Source organism: Mesorhizobium sp. B2-3-2 (assembly GCF_006442295.1).
Taxonomy (GTDB): Bacteria; Pseudomonadota; Alphaproteobacteria; order Rhizobiales; family Rhizobiaceae; genus Mesorhizobium.
Genome location: NZ_VFWA01000006.1, coordinates 97,552 through 115,417 on the forward strand (window position 1 = coordinate 97,552; position 17,866 = coordinate 115,417).

The 17,866-nt window shown below is 63.9% G+C and carries 18 protein-coding genes; 12 read left to right on the top strand and 6 right to left on the bottom strand.

Annotated elements, in window-relative coordinates; genetic code table 11:
* The gene (locus tag FJ964_RS16675; protein ID WP_140551539.1) at positions 1–921 is read right to left on the bottom strand and encodes a sugar kinase; all 921 of its coding nucleotides are present in this window, start codon (positions 919–921) and stop codon (positions 1–3) included.
* Positions 922–1,073: 152 nt separating this feature from the next.
* On the opposite strand from FJ964_RS16675, the gene FJ964_RS16680 reads away from it, so the two are divergent.
* From FJ964_RS16680 to FJ964_RS16695, 4 genes are all read left to right on the top strand, one after another.
* Positions 1,074–1,523: a FixH family protein gene (locus tag FJ964_RS16680; RefSeq protein WP_140551402.1), complete on the top strand. Its 450-nt coding sequence runs from the start codon at positions 1,074–1,076 to the stop codon at positions 1,521–1,523.
* Positions 1,524–1,530: 7 nt separating this feature from the next.
* Positions 1,531–2,727: a cytochrome c peroxidase gene (locus FJ964_RS16685; RefSeq protein WP_140551403.1), complete on the top strand. Its 1,197-nt coding sequence runs from the start codon at positions 1,531–1,533 to the stop codon at positions 2,725–2,727.
* 228 nt (positions 2,728–2,955) lie between these two features.
* Complete coding sequence (locus tag FJ964_RS31355; protein ID WP_246676190.1) at positions 2,956–3,105, top strand: type II toxin-antitoxin system RelE/ParE family toxin; 150 nt, start codon at positions 2,956–2,958, stop codon at positions 3,103–3,105.
* On the top strand, positions 3,102–3,416 hold the full coding sequence (locus FJ964_RS16695) for a helix-turn-helix transcriptional regulator (RefSeq protein WP_140551404.1): 315 nt from the start codon (positions 3,102–3,104) through the stop codon (positions 3,414–3,416). Before FJ964_RS31355 ends, FJ964_RS16695 begins: the two co-directional genes overlap by 4 nt.
* A 4-nt stretch (positions 3,417–3,420) precedes the next feature.
* On the opposite strand, the gene FJ964_RS16700 is transcribed toward FJ964_RS16695, so the two are convergent.
* The gene (locus FJ964_RS16700) at positions 3,421–3,873 is read right to left on the bottom strand and encodes an Lrp/AsnC ligand binding domain-containing protein (RefSeq protein ID WP_140551405.1); all 453 of its coding nucleotides are present in this window, start codon (positions 3,871–3,873) and stop codon (positions 3,421–3,423) included.
* Between the two features lie 163 nt (positions 3,874–4,036).
* On the opposite strand from FJ964_RS16700, the gene putA reads away from it, so the two are divergent.
* Positions 4,037–7,648 carry a bifunctional proline dehydrogenase/L-glutamate gamma-semialdehyde dehydrogenase PutA gene (putA, locus tag FJ964_RS16705; protein ID WP_140551406.1) on the top strand — a complete coding sequence of 1,204 codons (3,612 nt, stop codon included), beginning with the start codon at positions 4,037–4,039 and terminating at the stop codon, positions 7,646–7,648.
* A gap of 27 nt (positions 7,649–7,675) precedes the next feature.
* On the opposite strand, the gene FJ964_RS16710 is transcribed toward putA, so the two are convergent.
* From FJ964_RS16710 to FJ964_RS16720, 3 genes are all read right to left on the bottom strand, one after another.
* Entirely contained in the window at positions 7,676–7,990 is a 315-nt protein-coding gene (locus FJ964_RS16710) for an antibiotic biosynthesis monooxygenase (protein ID WP_027043825.1), read from the bottom strand.
* 107 nt (positions 7,991–8,097) lie between these two features.
* A complete protein-coding gene (locus FJ964_RS16715; protein WP_140551407.1) occupies positions 8,098–8,541 on the bottom strand; it encodes a hypothetical protein in 444 nt (147 codons plus the stop codon).
* A 2-nt stretch (positions 8,542–8,543) separates the two neighbouring features.
* Positions 8,544–10,733: a TonB-dependent hemoglobin/transferrin/lactoferrin family receptor gene (locus FJ964_RS16720; RefSeq protein WP_140551408.1), complete on the bottom strand. Its 2,190-nt coding sequence runs from the start codon at positions 10,731–10,733 to the stop codon at positions 8,544–8,546.
* A 201-nt stretch (positions 10,734–10,934) separates the two neighbouring features.
* Here FJ964_RS16720 and hemP point away from each other — a divergent pair, with 201 nt between their 5' ends.
* Genes hemP through FJ964_RS16745 form a run of 5 tightly spaced genes read left to right on the top strand, consistent with a single transcriptional unit; the run spans position 10,935 to position 15,047 of the window.
* Positions 10,935–11,141: a hemin uptake protein HemP gene (gene hemP, locus FJ964_RS16725; RefSeq protein WP_023757683.1), complete on the top strand. Its 207-nt coding sequence runs from the start codon at positions 10,935–10,937 to the stop codon at positions 11,139–11,141.
* Positions 11,142–11,159: 18 nt separating this feature from the next.
* Positions 11,160–12,221: a hemin-degrading factor gene (locus FJ964_RS16730; protein ID WP_140551409.1), complete on the top strand. Its 1,062-nt coding sequence runs from the start codon at positions 11,160–11,162 to the stop codon at positions 12,219–12,221.
* 10 nt (positions 12,222–12,231) lie between these two features.
* Positions 12,232–13,140, top strand: a complete 909-nt coding sequence (locus tag FJ964_RS16735; RefSeq protein WP_140551410.1) for a hemin ABC transporter substrate-binding protein — start codon at positions 12,232–12,234, stop codon at positions 13,138–13,140.
* A gap of 5 nt (positions 13,141–13,145) precedes the next feature.
* Positions 13,146–14,246: an iron ABC transporter permease gene (locus FJ964_RS16740; protein ID WP_140551411.1), complete on the top strand. Its 1,101-nt coding sequence runs from the start codon at positions 13,146–13,148 to the stop codon at positions 14,244–14,246.
* Positions 14,247–14,255: 9 nt separating this feature from the next.
* Positions 14,256–15,047, top strand: a complete 792-nt coding sequence (locus FJ964_RS16745; protein WP_140551412.1) for a heme ABC transporter ATP-binding protein — start codon at positions 14,256–14,258, stop codon at positions 15,045–15,047.
* A gap of 58 nt (positions 15,048–15,105) precedes the next feature.
* Here the strand turns inward: FJ964_RS16745 and rirA are convergent, their stop codons facing one another.
* Positions 15,106–15,567 (bottom strand): iron-responsive transcriptional regulator RirA, encoded by a 462-nt coding sequence (gene rirA / locus FJ964_RS16750; RefSeq protein WP_140551413.1) that lies wholly within the window; start codon positions 15,565–15,567, stop codon positions 15,106–15,108.
* A gap of 396 nt (positions 15,568–15,963) precedes the next feature.
* Between rirA and FJ964_RS16755 the strand changes: the two genes are divergently transcribed.
* Both FJ964_RS16755 and FJ964_RS16760 read left to right on the top strand, forming a co-directional pair.
* On the top strand, positions 15,964–17,259 hold the full coding sequence (locus tag FJ964_RS16755) for a DUF445 domain-containing protein (RefSeq protein WP_140551414.1): 1,296 nt from the start codon (positions 15,964–15,966) through the stop codon (positions 17,257–17,259).
* 71 nt (positions 17,260–17,330) lie between these two features.
* Positions 17,331–17,759, top strand: a complete 429-nt coding sequence (locus tag FJ964_RS16760) for a phasin family protein (RefSeq protein WP_140551540.1) — start codon at positions 17,331–17,333, stop codon at positions 17,757–17,759.
* Positions 17,760–17,866 lie beyond the last annotated feature (107 nt).

Sequence of the window (17,866 nt, forward strand, 5' to 3'; positions counted from 1 at the left end):
TCAATCCATCTCGAATGCAGCCCGCAAAGTCTCGAACGGCGCCAACGCGCCGCGCACCTGCACCACGCTGGCCGCGACACGGTGCGCGCGTTTCGCAGCCTCCACGGGGGCGTGCCCGGCGAGACGCGCGGCGAGATAGCCGCCATTGAAGGAATCGCCCGCGCCCGTCGTGTCGACGGGCGTGGTCACATGGATCGCATGAACCTCCCGCAGCGTCCCGTCCTCGACGATCAGCGCCGGCTGTTCGCCGTTCTTGACCACGACTTCGCCGACCAGTTGCCCGAGCCGCCCAGCCGTTGCCTGCGGCGCTTCATCGCCGAACAGCATCTGCTCGTCCGGGAAAGTCGGCAATGCGATGTCGGTGACGGCGAGCGCCTCCAGGATCGCGGTTTGCGCCTCCTCGCGATCGCGCCACAGCCGTGGCCGGTAGTTGGGATCGAAGGCGATCAGCGACCCCGCGGATCGCGCCTCGGCCACGGCCGATAGCAACGTGGCGCGCGCAGCGGAGTCCAGAATCCCCAAAGTGATTCCGGAAAAGTAGACAAGCGACTGTTTTTCAAGGCTTTTTGCTAACGCAGCCGGATTGGAGGCAAGCTGCCTGGCAGCCGCATCGCCACGCCAATAGGTGAAGGAGCGCTCAGCGCCGGTCAGCGTGATGGCATAGAGGCCGGGCCGGGCCCCCGGGATAACAGGGCTTTCGCCAATGCTGATGCCGTTGTCCGCGAAGAAGCCGATCTGGTCTTGCGAGAAAGGATCGTCTCCGAAAGCCGACACGTAGGTCGCAGGCCTTCCACTCAGCGCATGCAGGGCCCACAGCGTATTGAACGTGTCGCCGGCAAATCCCATGCGCCAGTTCGAACCCGTTTGGCCCGAAAGCTCGATCATGCATTCGCCGATCGAGGCGACACCTTTGCCGATCATCATCCATTCCCCTGTTACGATGCTGCTGTAGCTTTTTGGAGAGTAGAGCGCCATGGTTGGCAAGGGCGGTTTTTTCCGTCACCGGCGATTCCAACAGGTTTGGCGGGATGCGATCCGTGCGGCAAAACGTTATCCCCTGAAGAGGAACCGGCTTGGCTTCGATATGGCGTTATCTTTTGGCGGGTCTTGGTCTGGCAGCCTTGCTGGCTGGCATCCTGGCAGTGGTCTATCTGACCGCACCACGAACCGCGCAGGTTGCCGGCCCGGATATGTCCCGAACCAAAAAGACCGAGAACGGGTTGTTCATGGCGAGCTTCGCGCCGGAACGCGGCGTTGTCCGTCAAGGCGAGCTGGAATCCTGGCTGTTGACGTTGAAGACGGTAGCCGGGGCGCCGGTGGAAGGGGCCGCCATCGCGGTATCCGGAGGCATGCCGCAACACCGCCACGGCCTGCCGACCAGCCCGCAGGCGACGGACTATCTCGGCGACGGGCGCTATCGCATCGAAGGAGTGAAATTCACCATGAGCGGCTGGTGGCAGCTGCATTTTGCCATCTCCGCGACGGCTGGGTCGGATACGGTCGTCTTCAACGTCGTGCTGTGAGCCGCGGATGAGGCGTCTTGCGCGCTTTTTCGTCGTGACGGCGATGGCTGTTCTTGCCGGCTGCGGCAAGCCGGATTTTTCCGATGCCGAGAAAAAGACCATCGCCTCGCTGGCGCTGTCGAGGCTGCCGGCCCTGAAACCCGACACCACGAACCGTTTCGCCGATGTCCCGGCCGCCGCCGCCCTGGGTTCGACGCTGTTCTTCGACGCCAGCATGAGCCGCGACGGCACTGTGTCCTGCTCGACCTGCCACAAGATCGACCGGCAGTTCCAGGACGGCCTGCCGCAGGCGGTTGGCGTTGGCCGCACGAACCGGCGTACCATGCCGCTCGCCGGCATCGCTCGCGATCCCTGGTTTTTCTGGGACGGACGGCGCGACAGCCTGTGGGCGCAGGCGCTGACGCCGCTGGAGAACCCGTTGGAGCAGGCGGGAAACCGTGCCGCCTATGCGCATTACATCAAGGCGCGATTCGGTGAGCGCTATGAGCGCATCTTCGGCCCGTTGCCCGATCTGTCCGGCATACCAGCCAATGCCAGTCCGCTCGGCAGCGATGCCGAGAAGGCTGCATGGAGCGCCATGAGCGACCAGCAGCGCGACGCGACAAACCGGGTGTTCGCCAACATCGGCAAGGCAATTGCTGCCTTCGAACGCTCGATCGAGCCGCCGCAGACCCGCTTCGACCGGTTCGCGCTGGACCTGGTGACCGGCGCCGAGCCGAAAGGCGACGCCTTCTCCCGGGAGGAAATCCTCGGCCTGAAACTGTTCATTGGCAAGGCCAATTGCGTGACCTGCCACAATGGGCCGCGCTTTACCGACAATGGGTTCCACAACACCGGCGTGCCGCCGGTCAAGGGCCTGCCGCCGGATCGCGGCCGCGTCGATGCGGTGGCCCAAGTTCAGGCCGACCCGTTCAACTGCTTCGGCGCTTACCGCGATGGCGATGTCGGCGCCTGCGGCGAATTGCGGTTCATGGTCAAGGATACGCCGGAATTGGTGCGTGCCTACAAGACGCCTTCGCTGCGTGGCGCGGCGACGCGGCCGCCCTACATGCATGCCGGTCAGTTTGCGTCGCTCGACGAGGTGGTGGCGCATTATGCCAAGGCTGCCCCCAGTGTGGAGGGGACATCCGAAATTCATCCGCTGGAGCTGTCGGACCGCGAGCGCGCGGCATTGGTGGCGTTTTTGAAGACGCTATCGGAATGAGTTCGGCCAACAATTTGCCGTTGAAGAATATTGCAAAAAAGATATACTCCGGTTGATGGGCTGGGTGGTCGAGTTTCTGAATATCGAAGTTCGGCAGGAACTCGAGGCTCAGCCGAAAGACATTCTTGCTAGCTTTCTGCGGATATCGCGCTTGATCGAGGCTCATGGCCTGCAGAAAGTGCATGAGCCTTATGTGAAACACTTGGAAGGCAGGCTTGGGAAATGCGGATGAAGGGCCGCGACGGCATTGCACGGGCGGTCTATGTGACGGCGACCGAACGCCGTGTAGTTATCGTGCGGGTGTTCACCAAGAAGACCCAGAAAACGCCACGAAGCGAGATCGAACTGGCTCTGAAGAGAGCAAAGGAGGTTCTATGAACCGGAAAGCAATTCCCGTCGAGGAAGCCGCCAAGGATTGGTTCAAGGATCCGGTGTTCGTTGCTGAATATGAAGCGTTGGAGGAGGAATTCGCGATCGCCGAAGCTTTGATCAAGGCTCGCGGCGAAGCCGACATGACGCAGGAAGAGGTCGCAGCGGCGATGGGGACGACGCAGGCCGTGATTGCTCGCCTGGAGAGTGGTCGAAACATGCCCTCGACCCGAACCTTGCAGCGTTTCGCCAAGGCGACCGGCTCGAAGCTTCGCATCAGCTTCGAGTCCGGCAAGCCGAAGTCACGCGCCGGTCACTGAAAGCCTACCGGTCCTTCACCGTCTCCATCGCTACGAAGGTCGAGGTCTGGGCGACATGGGGCAGGGCGGAGATGCGTTCGCCGAGCACGCGGCGGTAGGCGGCGATGTCCCGGGTCCGCACCTTCAAGAGGTAGTCGAAGCTCGACGCCATCATGTGGCACTGCTCGATCTCGGGCACGGCCTGTACGGCACGGTTGAAGGCATCGAGCGCGGCCGAACGTGTGTCGGACAATTTCACCTGGACGAAGGCGACATGGCCTTCGCCCATGCGCTCGCGGTCGATGATCGCCTGGTAACCCCTGATATAGCCGTCCTTCTCCAGCCGCTTCACCCGCGCCTGTACCGGCGTCTTGGACAGGCCGACCTTGGCGGCGAGCTCCGACATGGAAAGCCTGCCGTCGCTTGCCAGCGCCGACAGGATGTTCCTGTCAATGCGGTCCAATTGGTCTTCTGTCATCGAAAATGCAGCCTGCTTAAGTAATTTTTGGTCGTATGATAGATCGATCGGACTGCAATGTCGATTTCTTCAGACCGCCTGAAAATCGGCACCTGTGCTAGCTTGCGCCATTCGGTCCGGTGACCGCCGGCCCGCTCCCTTGTGCTTGCCCGTAGGACCCGCCATGCCAGCGCTCGATGCCATCCGCCAGCAGATCCGCGCCAACTATCTGCCCGACGAGGACCAGGCCGTGAAGCGGCTGGCCGAGGCGAGCGGCCTCTCGGTGGAGGACCGCCGGGCGATCTCGGCTCGTGCCGCCGATCTGGTGCGGGCGGTGCGCGGCTCGTCCGATCCGCGGCTGATGGAGGTTTTCCTGTCCGCCTATGGCCTCTCCACCAAGGAGGGCGTGGCGCTGATGTGCCTGGCCGAGGCGCTGCTGCGCGTGCCCGATACCGAGACGATGGACGACCTCATCGCCGACAAGATCGCGCCGCACGACTGGTCTGCGCATTCGGGCGGTTCGAGCTCGATCTTCGTCAATGCCTCGACCTGGGCGCTGATGCTGACCGGCCGCGTGCTTGACGAAGGCGAGGGCGGCATCGAAGGCACGTTGCGCGCCATGGTGCGCAGGCTGGGCGAGCCCGTCATCCGCAAGGCGGTGGCGGCCGCGATGCGCGAAATGGGCGAGCAGTTCGTGCTCGGCCGCACCATAGCCGAAGCCGTCAAGCGCGGCCGGCCGATGACGCAGAAGGGTTATCTCTATTCCTTCGACATGCTGGGCGAGGCGGCTCGCACCGAGGCAGATGCGCTGCGCTACCACAAGGCCTATGCCGATGCCATCTCGTCACTCGATGCGGGTTCAAACGGGCCTGACATTCGCCATAACCACGGCATCTCGGTGAAGCTCTCGGCGCTGCATCCGCGCTACGAGGAAGCGCAGAAGGAAGAGATGCTGCCCGTCATGGCCGAGCGGCTCCTTTCGCTGGCACTCGCGGCGCGCCATTCGCGCATGGGCCTCAACATCGATGCGGAGGAGGCCGACCGCCTCGACCTCTCGCTCGACGTCATAGAGCGCGTGCTTGCCGAGCCGGAGCTCGCAGGCTGGAACGGATTCGGTGTGGTGGTGCAAGCGTATGGACCACGCGCGGCCTTCGTCATCGACTGGCTCTATGCGCTTGCCAGGAAACACGACCGCACCATCATGGTGCGACTGGTCAAGGGTGCCTATTGGGATACTGAGATCAAGCGGGCGCAGACGCTGGGGCTCGCCGGCTACCCCGTCTTCACCCGCAAGGTCAACACCGACGTTTCTTATCTCGCTTGCGCGAGAAAGCTTTTGTCGATGACCGATCGCATCTATCCGCAATTCGCCACCCACAATGCCCACACTGTCGCCGCCATCCTGTCGATGACGAAGAACCGTGATAGCTTCGAGTTCCAGCGCCTGCACGGGATGGGCGAGGCGTTGCACGAGACGGTGCGCAAGGCCGAAGGCACGCGCTGCCGCATCTACGCGCCTGTCGGCGCGCATTCCGACCTGCTCGCCTATCTGGTGCGCCGGCTGCTGGAGAACGGCGCCAATTCGTCTTTCGTCCACCAACTCACCGACGAGGATGTCGAGCCCGAAGACATTGCGCGCGACCCGCTCGAGGCGGTCGAGAGCCAGGGTCCCGCCGCCAATCCCGCGATCCCCCGGCCTGCCGTGATCTTCGGCGCCGGCCGCCGCAACTCAAAGGGGTTCGACATCACCGATCCGGTGACGCTGGCGGCGATCGACAAGGAGAGGACAGCCTTCGCTGGCCCCGACCGCTGGCACGCCAAGCCCATCACGCGCGCCGCCGGCTATGGCGAGCAACGCCCGGTCGTCAATCCGGCCAGGCCTTCGGAAGTGGTGGGCACGGTAAGCGAAGCCACCGCCAAGCAGGTGGCAACCGCCGTGCGCATCGCTGTCGAAGCGCAGCCGGCCTGGGCAAAGCGTCCGGTTGCCGAACGTGCCGCCATCCTCAATCGCGCCGCCGACCTCTACGAGGCCAATGCGGTCGAGTTTTTCGCGCTGGCCACCCGCGAGGCGGGCAAATCGCTGGCCGACGGCGTCGCTGAAGTGCGCGAGGCCGTGGATTTCCTGCGCTATTACGCCGCCGAGGCGAGCAATGCCGAGGCGGGCACCGAGGCGCGCGGCGTCATTGTCTGCATCTCGCCGTGGAATTTTCCCCTCGCCATCTTCACCGGCCAGATCGCGGCAGCGCTCGTCACCGGCAATTCGGTGATTGCAAAGCCCGCCGAACAGACGCCGCTGATCGCCTTCCGGGCCGTCGAAATGCTGCGCGAAGCCGGCGTGCCGGAAGACGTCATCCAGCTTCTGCCGGGCGACGGCCCCTCGGTCGGCGGACCGCTGACATCAGATCCGCGCATTGCCGGCGTCTGCTTCACCGGCTCGACCGAGGTCGCCAAGCTGATCGAGAAGCAACTGGCCGAGACAGCCGCGCCCGACGCCATGCTGATCGCCGAGACGGGCGGCCTGAATGCCATGATCGTCGATTCCACCGCGCTGCCCGAGCAGGCGGTGCGCGATATCCTCGCCTCCGCCTTCCAGAGTGCGGGCCAGCGCTGTTCGGCGCTGCGCGTCCTCTATGTGCAGAAGGACGTCGAGAAGAAGATGCTGGAGATGCTGAAGGGCGCCATGGAAGCGCTCAAGGTCGGCGATCCCTGGGCTATCTCGACGGATGTCGGTCCCGTCATCGACGACGAGGCGCGGGGTTCGATCCGCGAGTACTGCACCAAAATGGGTCTGCAGGGCCGGCTGATCGCCAAGCTCGAAGCACCCAGGGAGGGCCGCTTCGTCGCGCCGCATGTGTTCCGGGTCAAGGGTATCGAGGAGATGGAGCGCGAGGTGTTCGGGCCGGTGCTCCATGTCGCCAGTTTCGATGCCGACGAGATCGACGCGGTGATCGCCGCCATCAACCGCAAGGGCTATGGCCTGACTTTCGGCCTGCACACCCGCATCGAGGGCAGGGTTCAGCACTTCGTCGACGGGATCCATGCCGGCAACATCTATGTCAACCGCAACCAGATCGGCGCGGTCGTCGGCTCGCAGCCGTTCGGCGGCGAGGGGCTGTCCGGCACAGGGCCCAAGGCCGGCGGACCGCATTATCTCCGGCGCTTTCGCAAGGGACCGGAGGCAGGTACGCCGCTTGCCGACGGTCACAAGGTGACGGCGACCGAGCTCGCCGACAACCTGCCCGATCCCGCGCTTGGCGGCTGGTCGACGCGGCCGGACCGCGTCGCCATTCTGCGCAAGCACCTGCGCGGCAAAGGTGCCGCGGCGATCGGAGCAGCCGCCGGTATCGATTTCGGCCAGGTCGACCTGCCCGGGCCGACCGGCGAGGCCAACACGCTGTCACTGGCGCCGCGCGGCCGGGTGCTGTGCCTGGGACCGGACGGCGACACGCTGCTTGCGCAGACGATCCAGGCGCTTGCCGCCGGCAACGCGGTGCTGGCGGTGGCGCCAGGCGCGCCGGCGGCGCTTTCGGCGCTTACCGGCAAGGGCCTCCCGCTGGCGGCAATCGACGGCCGCCCCGATCCGGTCGAGGCTCGGTCGTTGCGCGTCGACGTCGTCGCCTTCTCGGGGACGCCGGAAGCGGCGCGCATCGTGCGCAAGGTGATCGCCGAACGCTCAGGGCCGATCGTGCCGCTGGTCAGCGAGGTGCTCAATCCGGCGGCCTACGTGCATGAGCGGGCCGTCTGTGTCGACACCACCGCCGCGGGCGGCAATGCCAGCCTGCTTGCGGCGGCGTAAGGATCCTATCCGGCGGGCGAGGTCGCTTCAGGCGCCCTCGACGACCGAAAAGCCCTCGAATTGGGGATGGCCGAGATAATGGACCTTTGTCGTGCCGACGTTCCTGTGGGCGGCGCGAAAGTTCTCCGACTTGGTCCAGGCGACGAAATCCTCGTGGCTTGCCCAGACCGTGTGCGAGGCAAACAGCGTATAGCCCTCGGTCTCGTTGACCGGGCCGCGCAGCAGATGGAATTCGCGGAACCCCTTCATTTCCGCAAGGCTGGAATCGCGGTTTTTCCACACAGCCTCGAAATCGGCTTCCGAGCCGTTCTGCACCTTGAAGCGGTTCATGGCGATGTACATGGAGTTCCTTTCGATTTCCTGGACTGAGACGGGTGGTTCCCGATTGGGTACGTTCAGAAAGGCCTGGTTGCGTGCCGCAGGAATGCCGCACGCAGTCCACACCGTGCTCAGACCCCGAAGGCGATGCTGGTCTTGGCATCTGTCTTGAGTTTTCGCATGCAGGTGTTCGGCTCGACGCCGGTGCCGACGCATTCGGTCGCGCTGTTGATCAGCACGCGGCTGACCTTGGCGCAGTTGGTACCAGCGAGATCGAAGCGCGTCACCTTGGTCTTGCCGGCCGGCAAGTCCTTGAAATCGAGCACGGTCAGGCGGTCGACGACGCCGGCGTCGTTGAACAGCGCGATCTCGAACGCCGCCCTGGAAAGGTCGGCGCCGAGATTGTTGGTGACCACGAAGGTCAGGCGGCAGCCCTTTTCGGAGGGTTGCGCGCCATTGAGTTCTAGGGCGAGAGCAGGCGCCGGCGCGGACTCTTGTGCCCACGCCGGAACCGCTGCAAGCGACATCGCCAGCGCCGAGGTCAGCAGGCGAAGGGATGCCGTCAAGCTCGTCATCATCATCCTCCAAATCGCATCGTTGCCGCCAGCTTCAGCGTTATGCCCGGTTCATAGACCGCGACCGTCGTGCTACCGTTCAACGGGTTGGCGTATTTGACATCGAACAGATTGTCGGCGCGGAAATCAACCTTCAGATTGTCGGTCGCCTGGTAGCTGGCGAAGGCGTTGACCAGCGTATAGTCCTCGGTGATCGGGTTGCCCTTGGGCTTGCCATTGTACTGCACCTCGCCGCCGACAGTGAGTTTGTCCTCGAGGAAGCGCAGGCCGAGCTGCGCGGTGACCTGCGCAGACGGGATCGTGGCAAGGTCCGCCCGATCGCCTTCGTAGGATATGGTGTGGCCATTGATAATGGAGGCGGAAAGTCCGGCGTAGCCCCATGCTGCATCATAAACGCCTTCCATCTCGAAGCCGTTGATCTTTGCCTTGGCGAAGTTCTGGTACTGGAAGCAGATCGGAATGCCCGGCCCGAAGGGGCAGCCGCTGGTCGGGTCGAAGGCCGACAGCGTAACGCCCTCGATATAGTCTTCGACGTCGTTGTTGAAATAGGCGGCCTTCAGCCGAAACGCGTCGCCGGATTCGAGAATGTCGTTCTGTTTGTAGTTGACGCCGAATTCGACGGTCTTGCCGGTTTCGGGCTTCAAATTGGGATTGGGCAGGAACGGGAAGCTCACCCCCGCCGGGTGGTTGCCGCTGATCAGGGTTTCGGTCAGCGACGGCGACCGGTAGCCCTCGGCATAGGTGCCGTAGAATTGCAGGCCGGCAAGGCTGGCGCTTTCGAAAGGTGAAACGCCGACGGTGATGCGCGGCGACAGGCGGTCGCCCGACGCTTCGTGCGTGCCGTCCTTGAGGCTGTAGTTGTCGTAACGCAGCCCGGCGATGACTTCGAGCCAATCCCAGCTGAGCTTGTCCTGCACGTAGGCGCCGGAAACATTGCGCTTGCCGGAAGGCGTGTAGAAGCTGTCGCCGCCTGCCGTGCCGCCAGTCTCGACGTCGTCATTCACCCAGTCGCCACCATAGGTCAGTTCATGCGCGAGGCCGCCTGTCTCGAATCGCGACGTGTTCCAGATGTCGATGGCGGCGGTGCCGACATCGAAGGTCGATGTCGAACCTGCCGGCAATATCACGGGAAGGCCGGTGACGGGATCGAAGCGGCGCTGAGGAACAAGGCTGGTCAGGTCGAGATTGGTCTTGTTGTAGGAGGTGTTGACGTGGAGGTCGAGCCAGCTCCTGTCTTCGTCCGTGATATTGTAGCGCGCGGTGAAGGTGTCCGACTTCAGGTCGACGTCATTGGCCGGCATGCCGCCGCTGATCTCGTTCCAGCCGTCGCTCGAACCAACCCAGCCGAGCTTCAGTTCGCTATTGTCGCTCGGGCGGATTGTGGTCTTGAGCAATCCGCTCAATACGTCGAAGCCGGTGCCCTTGACGGTGTCGCCGCCGCCATCCTTGTAGTCATCGTAGTCGCGGTAGACGATGTTGCCCAGCGCATCCCAGTTCTCGTTGAAGCGATAGGCGCCGGACGCGCTGGTGGTCCAGCCCTTGCCGTTGCTCTCGTAACGTCCGGTGACGGAACCAGCCCATGTCTCGTCCGGCTTGAGGAAGTCCTGGGCATCCTTGGTGTCGAAGAAAACCACGCCGCCGATCGCGCCCGAGCCATAGGTGTTGGCGACGGGACCACGGATGACGTCGACGGATTTGATAAGTTCGGGGTCGACATAGAAAGTCGATTGGGTTCCGTGATCGGAACGCTGGAAGTTCTGCCGCGCGCCGTCGACTATGACCGCGACGCGGCCGAAATCCTGCAGGCCGCGGATGTTGACGCTGGTGCTGACGCGTCTGGCATCGGCCTGCGCCGCGACGCCGGGCACGCCGAACAGTATTTCGTTCGGCGTCGTCGCCATGCGGCGGTCGAGCTGTTCCTGGTCGACATGGCTGGCCGAGGCCAGCGATTGGATCGCCGTTTCCCCCGTGCGGCTGATGACCAGGACCTTGTCGAGCAGCGTTGCGCCCGCCAGCGCCGGCTTTTCCTGCTCAGCCTGCTTCGATTGATCGGCCTGCTCTCCCGCCGCCTGTGCCGATTGCTGAGCGTTGGCGGGTGGCGCGAACAAGGCAATCGCCGCCACGCCCGCCAGCAAAGCCGCTGCACCGTTCGCCGCCGACCAGCCGCGCCGTTCCCAAATCGCTAACCCCATATGCCCCAACTCCAAAGTTTCCAGGTTGATGCGGGCTGGCCTGGGGCTGGCTGGCATTTGTGATCGTATTCAGCGTCTTAAATCTTGACTAATTTAATCCGGTATTGCACTGACTAGTAAACATGATTATTCGAGTCAAGAATGAATCGGATTACGCAAACGCCTAGCCAGACGCCCGGCACAGGAAAGGGACCGATCCACATGAACACGCACAATCCCAACGACTTCCGCTATCGCGTCCGCCGTTCCGACGATGCCTCCGCCCGCTTCGACCGCGTTCCGCTGGCGGTGCGCACGCTGTCGAGCAACACGCTGTTCCAGGGCGAGCACGAGATCGGCATCGAGCATCACGGCGCGCTCTACCGGCTCAAGATCACCCGCCAGGGCAAGCTCATCCTCAACAAGTAAGCGGAAGGGGTCAGGACAATGGACCAGCGCGTGAAACCCGCCCCGCACGAAATCCGGCGGGCGCGGACGGACAATCCGAAAACGCGCGAGCGCGATCTGGCCGCGCAGCTTGGCATTTCGGAGGCCGAGCTGGTCGCCGCGCATTGCGGCGACGGCGTCGTTCGCGTCGAGCCACGCGTCAACGACCTCCTGATCGGCCTCGAAGCCGTCGGCGAGGTGATGGCGCTGACCCGCAACGAAAGCGCCGTGCATGAGAAGATCGGCGTCTATGACAAGGTCGTCACCGGCAATCACAATGCCATGGTGCTGGGCGAGAACATCGACCTGCGCATTTTCCCGAAAATCTGGGCGCACGGCTTTGCCGTGGAAAAGCGCGACGGCGACGACATCCGCCGCAGCCTGCAATTCTTCGACGCGGCGGGCGAGGCGGTGCACAAGGTGCATCTGCGGCCGGGATCCAATCTCTATGCCTATCAGAAACTGGTCGCTTCGCTGGAATCGTCGAACCAGGAACCGATGGTCGCCATTTCGGGGCAAGCCTCCGAAGACGAAGGCGAGGCGGCGGCAACGACCGCGAATCTTGACGATCTGCGCGATCGCTGGAGCCGGCTGACCGACGTGCATCAGTTCTTCGGCATGCTGAAGACGTTGAAGCTCAGTCGCCGCCAGGCTGTGCGCATGGTGGGCCAGGACTACGCCTGGCTGCTCGACAATGATGCGGTGAGAGCCATGTTCAATCATGCCGCCGCGGGCGAAATGCCGATCATGTGCTTTGTGGGAAACCGCGGCTGTATCCAGATCCATTCCGGTCCGGTCAAGTCGATCAAGCCGATGGGGCCATGGATCAATGTGCTGGACGAGACCTTCCATCTGCACCTGCGCACCGACCACATCCATGAGGTCTGGGCCGTGCGCAAGCCGACCAAGGACGGTCATGTCACGTCGCTGGAGGTCTACGACGCCGTCGGCACCATGATCATCCAGTTCTTCGGCAAGCGCCATGAAGGAGAGGGTGAGCGCGACGACTGGCGCTTCCTGGCCGAAAACCTGCCGCGCATTCCAAGCCCGACGGCAGCCTGAGGAAACGATGATGGGTCTTCTCACCGGCTTGACGGCCGCGCGCGGATCGATGCTTGGCCCGATGCTCGGCTTTTCCCTTGCCCTCGGCGCGCTGCAGCCGGCCGACGCCAGCGACGGTGTCTCCGTCTTCTCCGATCCCACCAGGATCGCGTCCATCGGCGGCTCGATCACCGAGATCGTCTACGCGCTCGGCGAGGAAAAGCATCTTGTGGCGCGCGATTCCACCAGCCGCTATCCGAAAGCCGCTCTCGACCTGCCGGATGTCGGCTACATGCGTCAGCTGTCGCCAGAGGGTGTGCTGTCGGTCAACCCTTCGGGCATGCTGGCGCTGCACGGCAGCGGCCCCAAGGAGGCGCTCGATGTGCTGAAAAAGACGAGCATCCCCTTCATCGAGGTGCCTGACCGGTACGATCGTGAGGGCATCCTCGAAAAGGTCCGCGTGGTCGGCAAGGCGCTCGGCGCCGACGCCAAGGCCGAAGCGCTGGCCAGGGAGATCGATGCCAAGCTGCAGGCGGCGGAAAAGCAGACGGCCTCGATCAAGCAGCGCAAGCGCGTGCTGTTCGTGCTGTCGATGCAGGGCGGCAAGATCATGGCGGCCGGCAGCGACACCGCGGCCAACGGCATCATCAAGCTGGCCGGCGGCGTCAACGCGATCGAAGGCTTCTCCGGCTACAAGCAACTGTCCGACGAGGCTGTCGTCACCGCCAGGCCGGACGCGATCCTGATGATGAGCAATGCCGGGCCGCCGGTATCGGACGACGAACTGTTCGGCAATGCGTCGATCGCCTCGACGCCGGCCGGAACGGCGCACAAGCTGATCCGCATCGACGGCGGGTACCTGCTCGGCTTCGGACCACGGACGGCCGACGCCGTCCACGACCTTACCGTCGCGCTCTATGGCACGCAGATTACGGACTGAGCGGCATGGTCGACCAGTCGATCGCCGGGCCGGCGGAAAGGAAGATGGCCAGCGACGGTGACCGTTCCGGGCGCGCCCGTCTGGTCATCGCGCTCGCCTGCGTCATGCTTGCGGCAGCGGTATTGCTGTCGCTGACCTCCGGCGCCTCGGATGCGTCCGCGGTCAAGGTCGTCGGCGACTGGCTGTTCGGCGCAGCGCCTGGCGACGTGGCGATGAGCGCGCGAGATCGCCTCATCGTCTATGACATAAGGCTGCCGCGCGTCGTGCTCGGCGTGCTGATCGGGGCCGCCCTCGCGGTGTCCGGCGCGGTCATGCAGGGGCTGTTCCGCAATCCGCTTGCGGATCCCGGACTTATAGGCGTTTCGGCGGGCTCCAGCCTCGGCGCGGTGGCCGTCATCGTGCTCGGCACGACCGTGCTGTCTCCGGTGACCGCCTGGTTGGGCGCGCTGGCCCTTCCTCTGGCGGCCTTCTGCGGCGGGTTGTCGGTGACGTTGCTGCTCTACAGGGTCGCGACGCGGCAGGGCCGCACATCCGTCGCCACCATGCTGCTTGCCGGCCTCGCGCTGGCCGCGCTTGCCATGGCGCTGACAGGCATCCTGATCTTCATGGCCGACGACCGGCAATTGCGCGACCTGACCTTCTGGCAACTCGGCTCGCTGGCCGGCGCGACATGGCAGAAGATCGGCTCAGTCGGGCCCGTCATCGCGCTTTCGCTGGCGGCGATGCCGTTCCTGGCGCGCGGCCTCAATGCGCTGGCGCTGGGCGAGGCGACCGCCGGCCATCTCGGCATTCCGGTGCAGCGGCTTAAGTACACGGCCATCGTCGGCGTCTCGGCGGCGGTCGGCGCGTCCGTCGCGGTCAGCGGCGGTATCGGTTTCGTCGGGATCGTGGTGCCGCATCTGCTGCGCCTGCTGATCGGCCCCGACAATCGCTATCTGCTGCCGGCCTCGGCGCTGCTCGGCGCCTCGCTGCTGCTTTTGGCCGACGCGGTCGCGCGCACCATTGTTGCGCCCGCAGAACTGCCGATCGGCATCGTCACGGCGATCGCCGGGGCGCCGTTCTTCCTCTGGATTCTGCTGCGCAAGCGCGGCGTCATCGACCTTTAGGGATGTTTCATGATCGAAGCGCGCGATGTTTCGGTGGCGATCGGCAGGAAAGGCATCGTCGCCGGCGTCGATTTCGAGGTCAGGCCGGGTGAGATTTCGGCCATTGTCGGGCCCAATGGGTCGGGCAAGACGACCTTCCTCAAGGCGCTGTCGGGGGAACTCCCGCATACTGGCCGGATTGCCATCGACGGCCGCGAACTCTCGACCATGACGCCAGTCGAGGCGGCGACGCTGCGCGCGGTGCTGCCGCAGGCGACGACCCTGTCGTTTCCCTTTACCGTGCGCGAGATTGTCAGGCTCGGCCTTGTCGGAGGCCGCTCGGGTGTGCTGCCGGGCGAGGACGAACGCCTGCCGGAACGGGCGTTGGCGCGTGTCGACCTCGCCGGTTTCGCCGGTCGCTTCTACCAGGAGCTTTCCGGCGGCGAGCAGCAGCGCGTTCAACTCGCCCGGGTGCTGTGCCAGGTCTGGGCGCCGATGCTCGACGGCAAGCCGCGCTATCTGTTCCTGGACGAGCCGGTGTCCAGCCTCGACATCAAGCACCAGTTGATCATCATGAACATCGCCCGCGACTTCGCCAGAAGGGGCGGCGGCGTGATCGCCATCCTGCATGATCTCAACCTGACGGCGATGTATGCCGACCGTATTTTCGTCATGCACCGCGGCCGGCTTGCCGCCACCGGTTCGCCGCAGGATGTGCTCAACGACGATCTGATCGAAAGGGTGTTCGGTTGCCGCTTGAGGGTCGGAGTCCTGCCGGCCGGCAATACACCGTTCGTGCTGCCGCAATCGTCGGTCAGTTGATATTCAGGCGAGGCGCAAATAGCCTAATCTCGACCTGCCGAGCAATATCGCGATGTGGTCAGGCCGCCGGCGCACGGCGCTCCAACATGTCGATGCCGAGCAGGCTGCGCACGTTCGGACGCGCCGCCACGAGATCGGCGATCGTATAGCGGGCAAGCACGGCGAAGAAGGCGTTGAGCGCTTCGCGCAACGCCGAATTCAGCGCGCAGCTGTCGACCAATGGGCACTCCGCGGCGTCGTTCTCGAAGCACTCAGCCATGGCGAAGCTTTCCTCCGTCACGCGCACGACGTCGAACAGGCTGATCGATTCCGCGGCACGGCCAAGCCTGACGCCGCCATTGCGGCCGCGCACCGTCTCGACAAGGCCATTCTCGACCAGCGGCTGGAGGATCTTGAACAGGAAAAGCTCCGACACCGAATAGGCGGCGGCGATCTCGGGAATGCGGCTCAGCCGATCGGTATTGGCGGCGCAATACATCAGGATGCGCATGGCATAATTGGTCTGGCGGGTAAGCCGCATCTTGTCCTCACAAAGCGCTGGCGAGCTGCGATCACGCCGGATTGGAACTTTGCTGGTGCGGCTTGCTCCGAGCGTTCGGATTCGCCACACCGGCCCCTGCGGAATATGGCCTATACCTTGGAATAATTCCAGACTAGCCTCGCATAATAGCTGAACATTCTCGTCAACTTTGTGTGCGCCACGCAGCAAGACGCGGCCGATTCGGCTGTCACGCGCATTTCCTCGGGTGAAACACCAGAGCGGTCCAACGTTTGGCAGAATGGTCGACCGCTCCAACTCTTTGTTTTTTACGCAATTCCCTTGGGAAAGCGCCACGCGCTTTTCCCAGGAACACCATGACACACCCTTTCCTGGAATGCTCTAATAGGCCCGAGATCGACGAGGAGCGGCTCCGACATGTCACAACCAGCCACGGTCCTGGCTTCCGCCGGATACGATGCCGACTCGCGTGCCAAGCTTGCCATGCTGCGGCGGACCAAATTCGTCGCCACGTCGGCACTTGCGCTTTGCGTCGCAGTGTTCGCCCTGGCCAAGTCCTTCGAGGGCACACATCCATGGCTCGGCTTCGTCGCCGCCTTTGCCGAGGCGGCGACCATTGGCGGCCTGGCCGACTGGTATGCTGTGGTCGCGCTATTCAAGCGGCCTCTCGGTCTGCCGATCCCTCACACCGCGATCATCCCCGAGAACCAGAACCGCATCGCCGACAATCTCGGCCGTTTCATCGAAGTCAATTTCCTTGCCCCCGAACCGGTGCGCGAAAAGCTGGCCGAAGTCGATTTCTCGGCGCTTGTCGCCGACTGGCTGGCCGATTCCGAGCGCGCCGCGGGCCTGTCGCGTTTCGTCGTGCGGCTGATTCCGCAGACGCTTGCCGCCGTCGAGCAATCGGGGCTGCGCGGCTTCGTCACCAGCCGGATGCTGGAGCAGATCGAAAAAGTGCCGCTGGCGCCCCTGGCGGCCGAATTGCTCTCGGCCCTGACCGACGATCGCCGCCACCAGAGGCTGTTCGATGAGTTCATCAAGGTGATCGGCCGGTTCCTCAACGATGAACAGGCGCTGACGACCATGCGCGAAAAGATCCGCGAGGAACTGCCGTCGCTGTTCAACCTGTTCCGGGCCGACGCCTATCTCCTGAAGAAGATCGTCGCCTCGGCCGGTTCGCTGCTCGACGAGGTGAGAGCCGATCCCGACCACCCGATGCGCGCCGAATTCGACCGTTTCGCGCAGGGCTTCGTCGAGCGGCTGAGAACGTCGAAGCAATATGCAAGGCGCGCCGAGAAGCTGAAGCGCGATTTCCTCGCCAGGCCCGAAGTCAAGGCGCTGGCCGGCGACATGTGGGAAAGTCTCAGCCTGTTCATCGAGCAGGATGCCAAGGCGCCGCAATCGATCATCCGCGCGCATCTTGCCAACATGTTCGTCGAGGTCGGCAGGCATCTGGCCGGAGACGCCAAGATCAGGGCCGACATGAACCAGGGATTCGTGGTGGCGCTGTCCTCTTTCGTCGAGAGCCAGAAGAGCGGCGTATCGAAATTCATCGCCGACCAGGTCAAGCGCTGGGACCTGGCGCAACTGACGCGGTTGATCGAGATGAACATCGGCCGGGACCTGCAATATATCCGCTTCAACGGAATGATCATCGGCGGTCTGGCCGGCATCGCGCTTTACACCGCGGAGCGGCTGTTTCTCGTCAATTGACGGGCGCACGCCATGCCCTATTCTCATGGGGCCGGGCATCAGCAGTCGCGGCAACAGGGGAGCAGATGAGCGTGGCCAAACGACCGGATTCCGATTCCTTCACGGACATGTTCGGTCGGTTCGGCCGTGACCTGAAACTGCCCAATGTCGATGTCGAGGCGATCCTCGCGCACCACCGCAAGAACCTCGAAGCGTTGGAGAAATCGGCGCGGGCAAGTGCCGCCGGCGCGTCGTCGCTGTTTTCCAGGCAACGCGAGATGCTTCAGGACACGCTGCGCGAAATCGCCGACATGACGCAAAGCTACAGAGCGCCGGGCACGCCGCAGGACCTGATGGCCAAACAGACTGAGTTCGCCAGGAAATCCTTCGAGACCACGCTGAAGAATGCCAGCGAAGTGGCCGAGCTGGCCAGGAAATCCGGCACCGAATCGGTCGACATCCTGCGCATGCGCATCAAGGAGGCGATGGAGGAAATCCGCGCCGGCTTCGAGAAGAAGTAGCTCGCGTGCCAAAGACTGATTGCCTGCCAGCCCTGCACTCGGCGAAGGTTTGTTCGCATGCTCTCTCATCGGCCCGCCACGCTGTTGCACCGGGCAAATACGGCTTG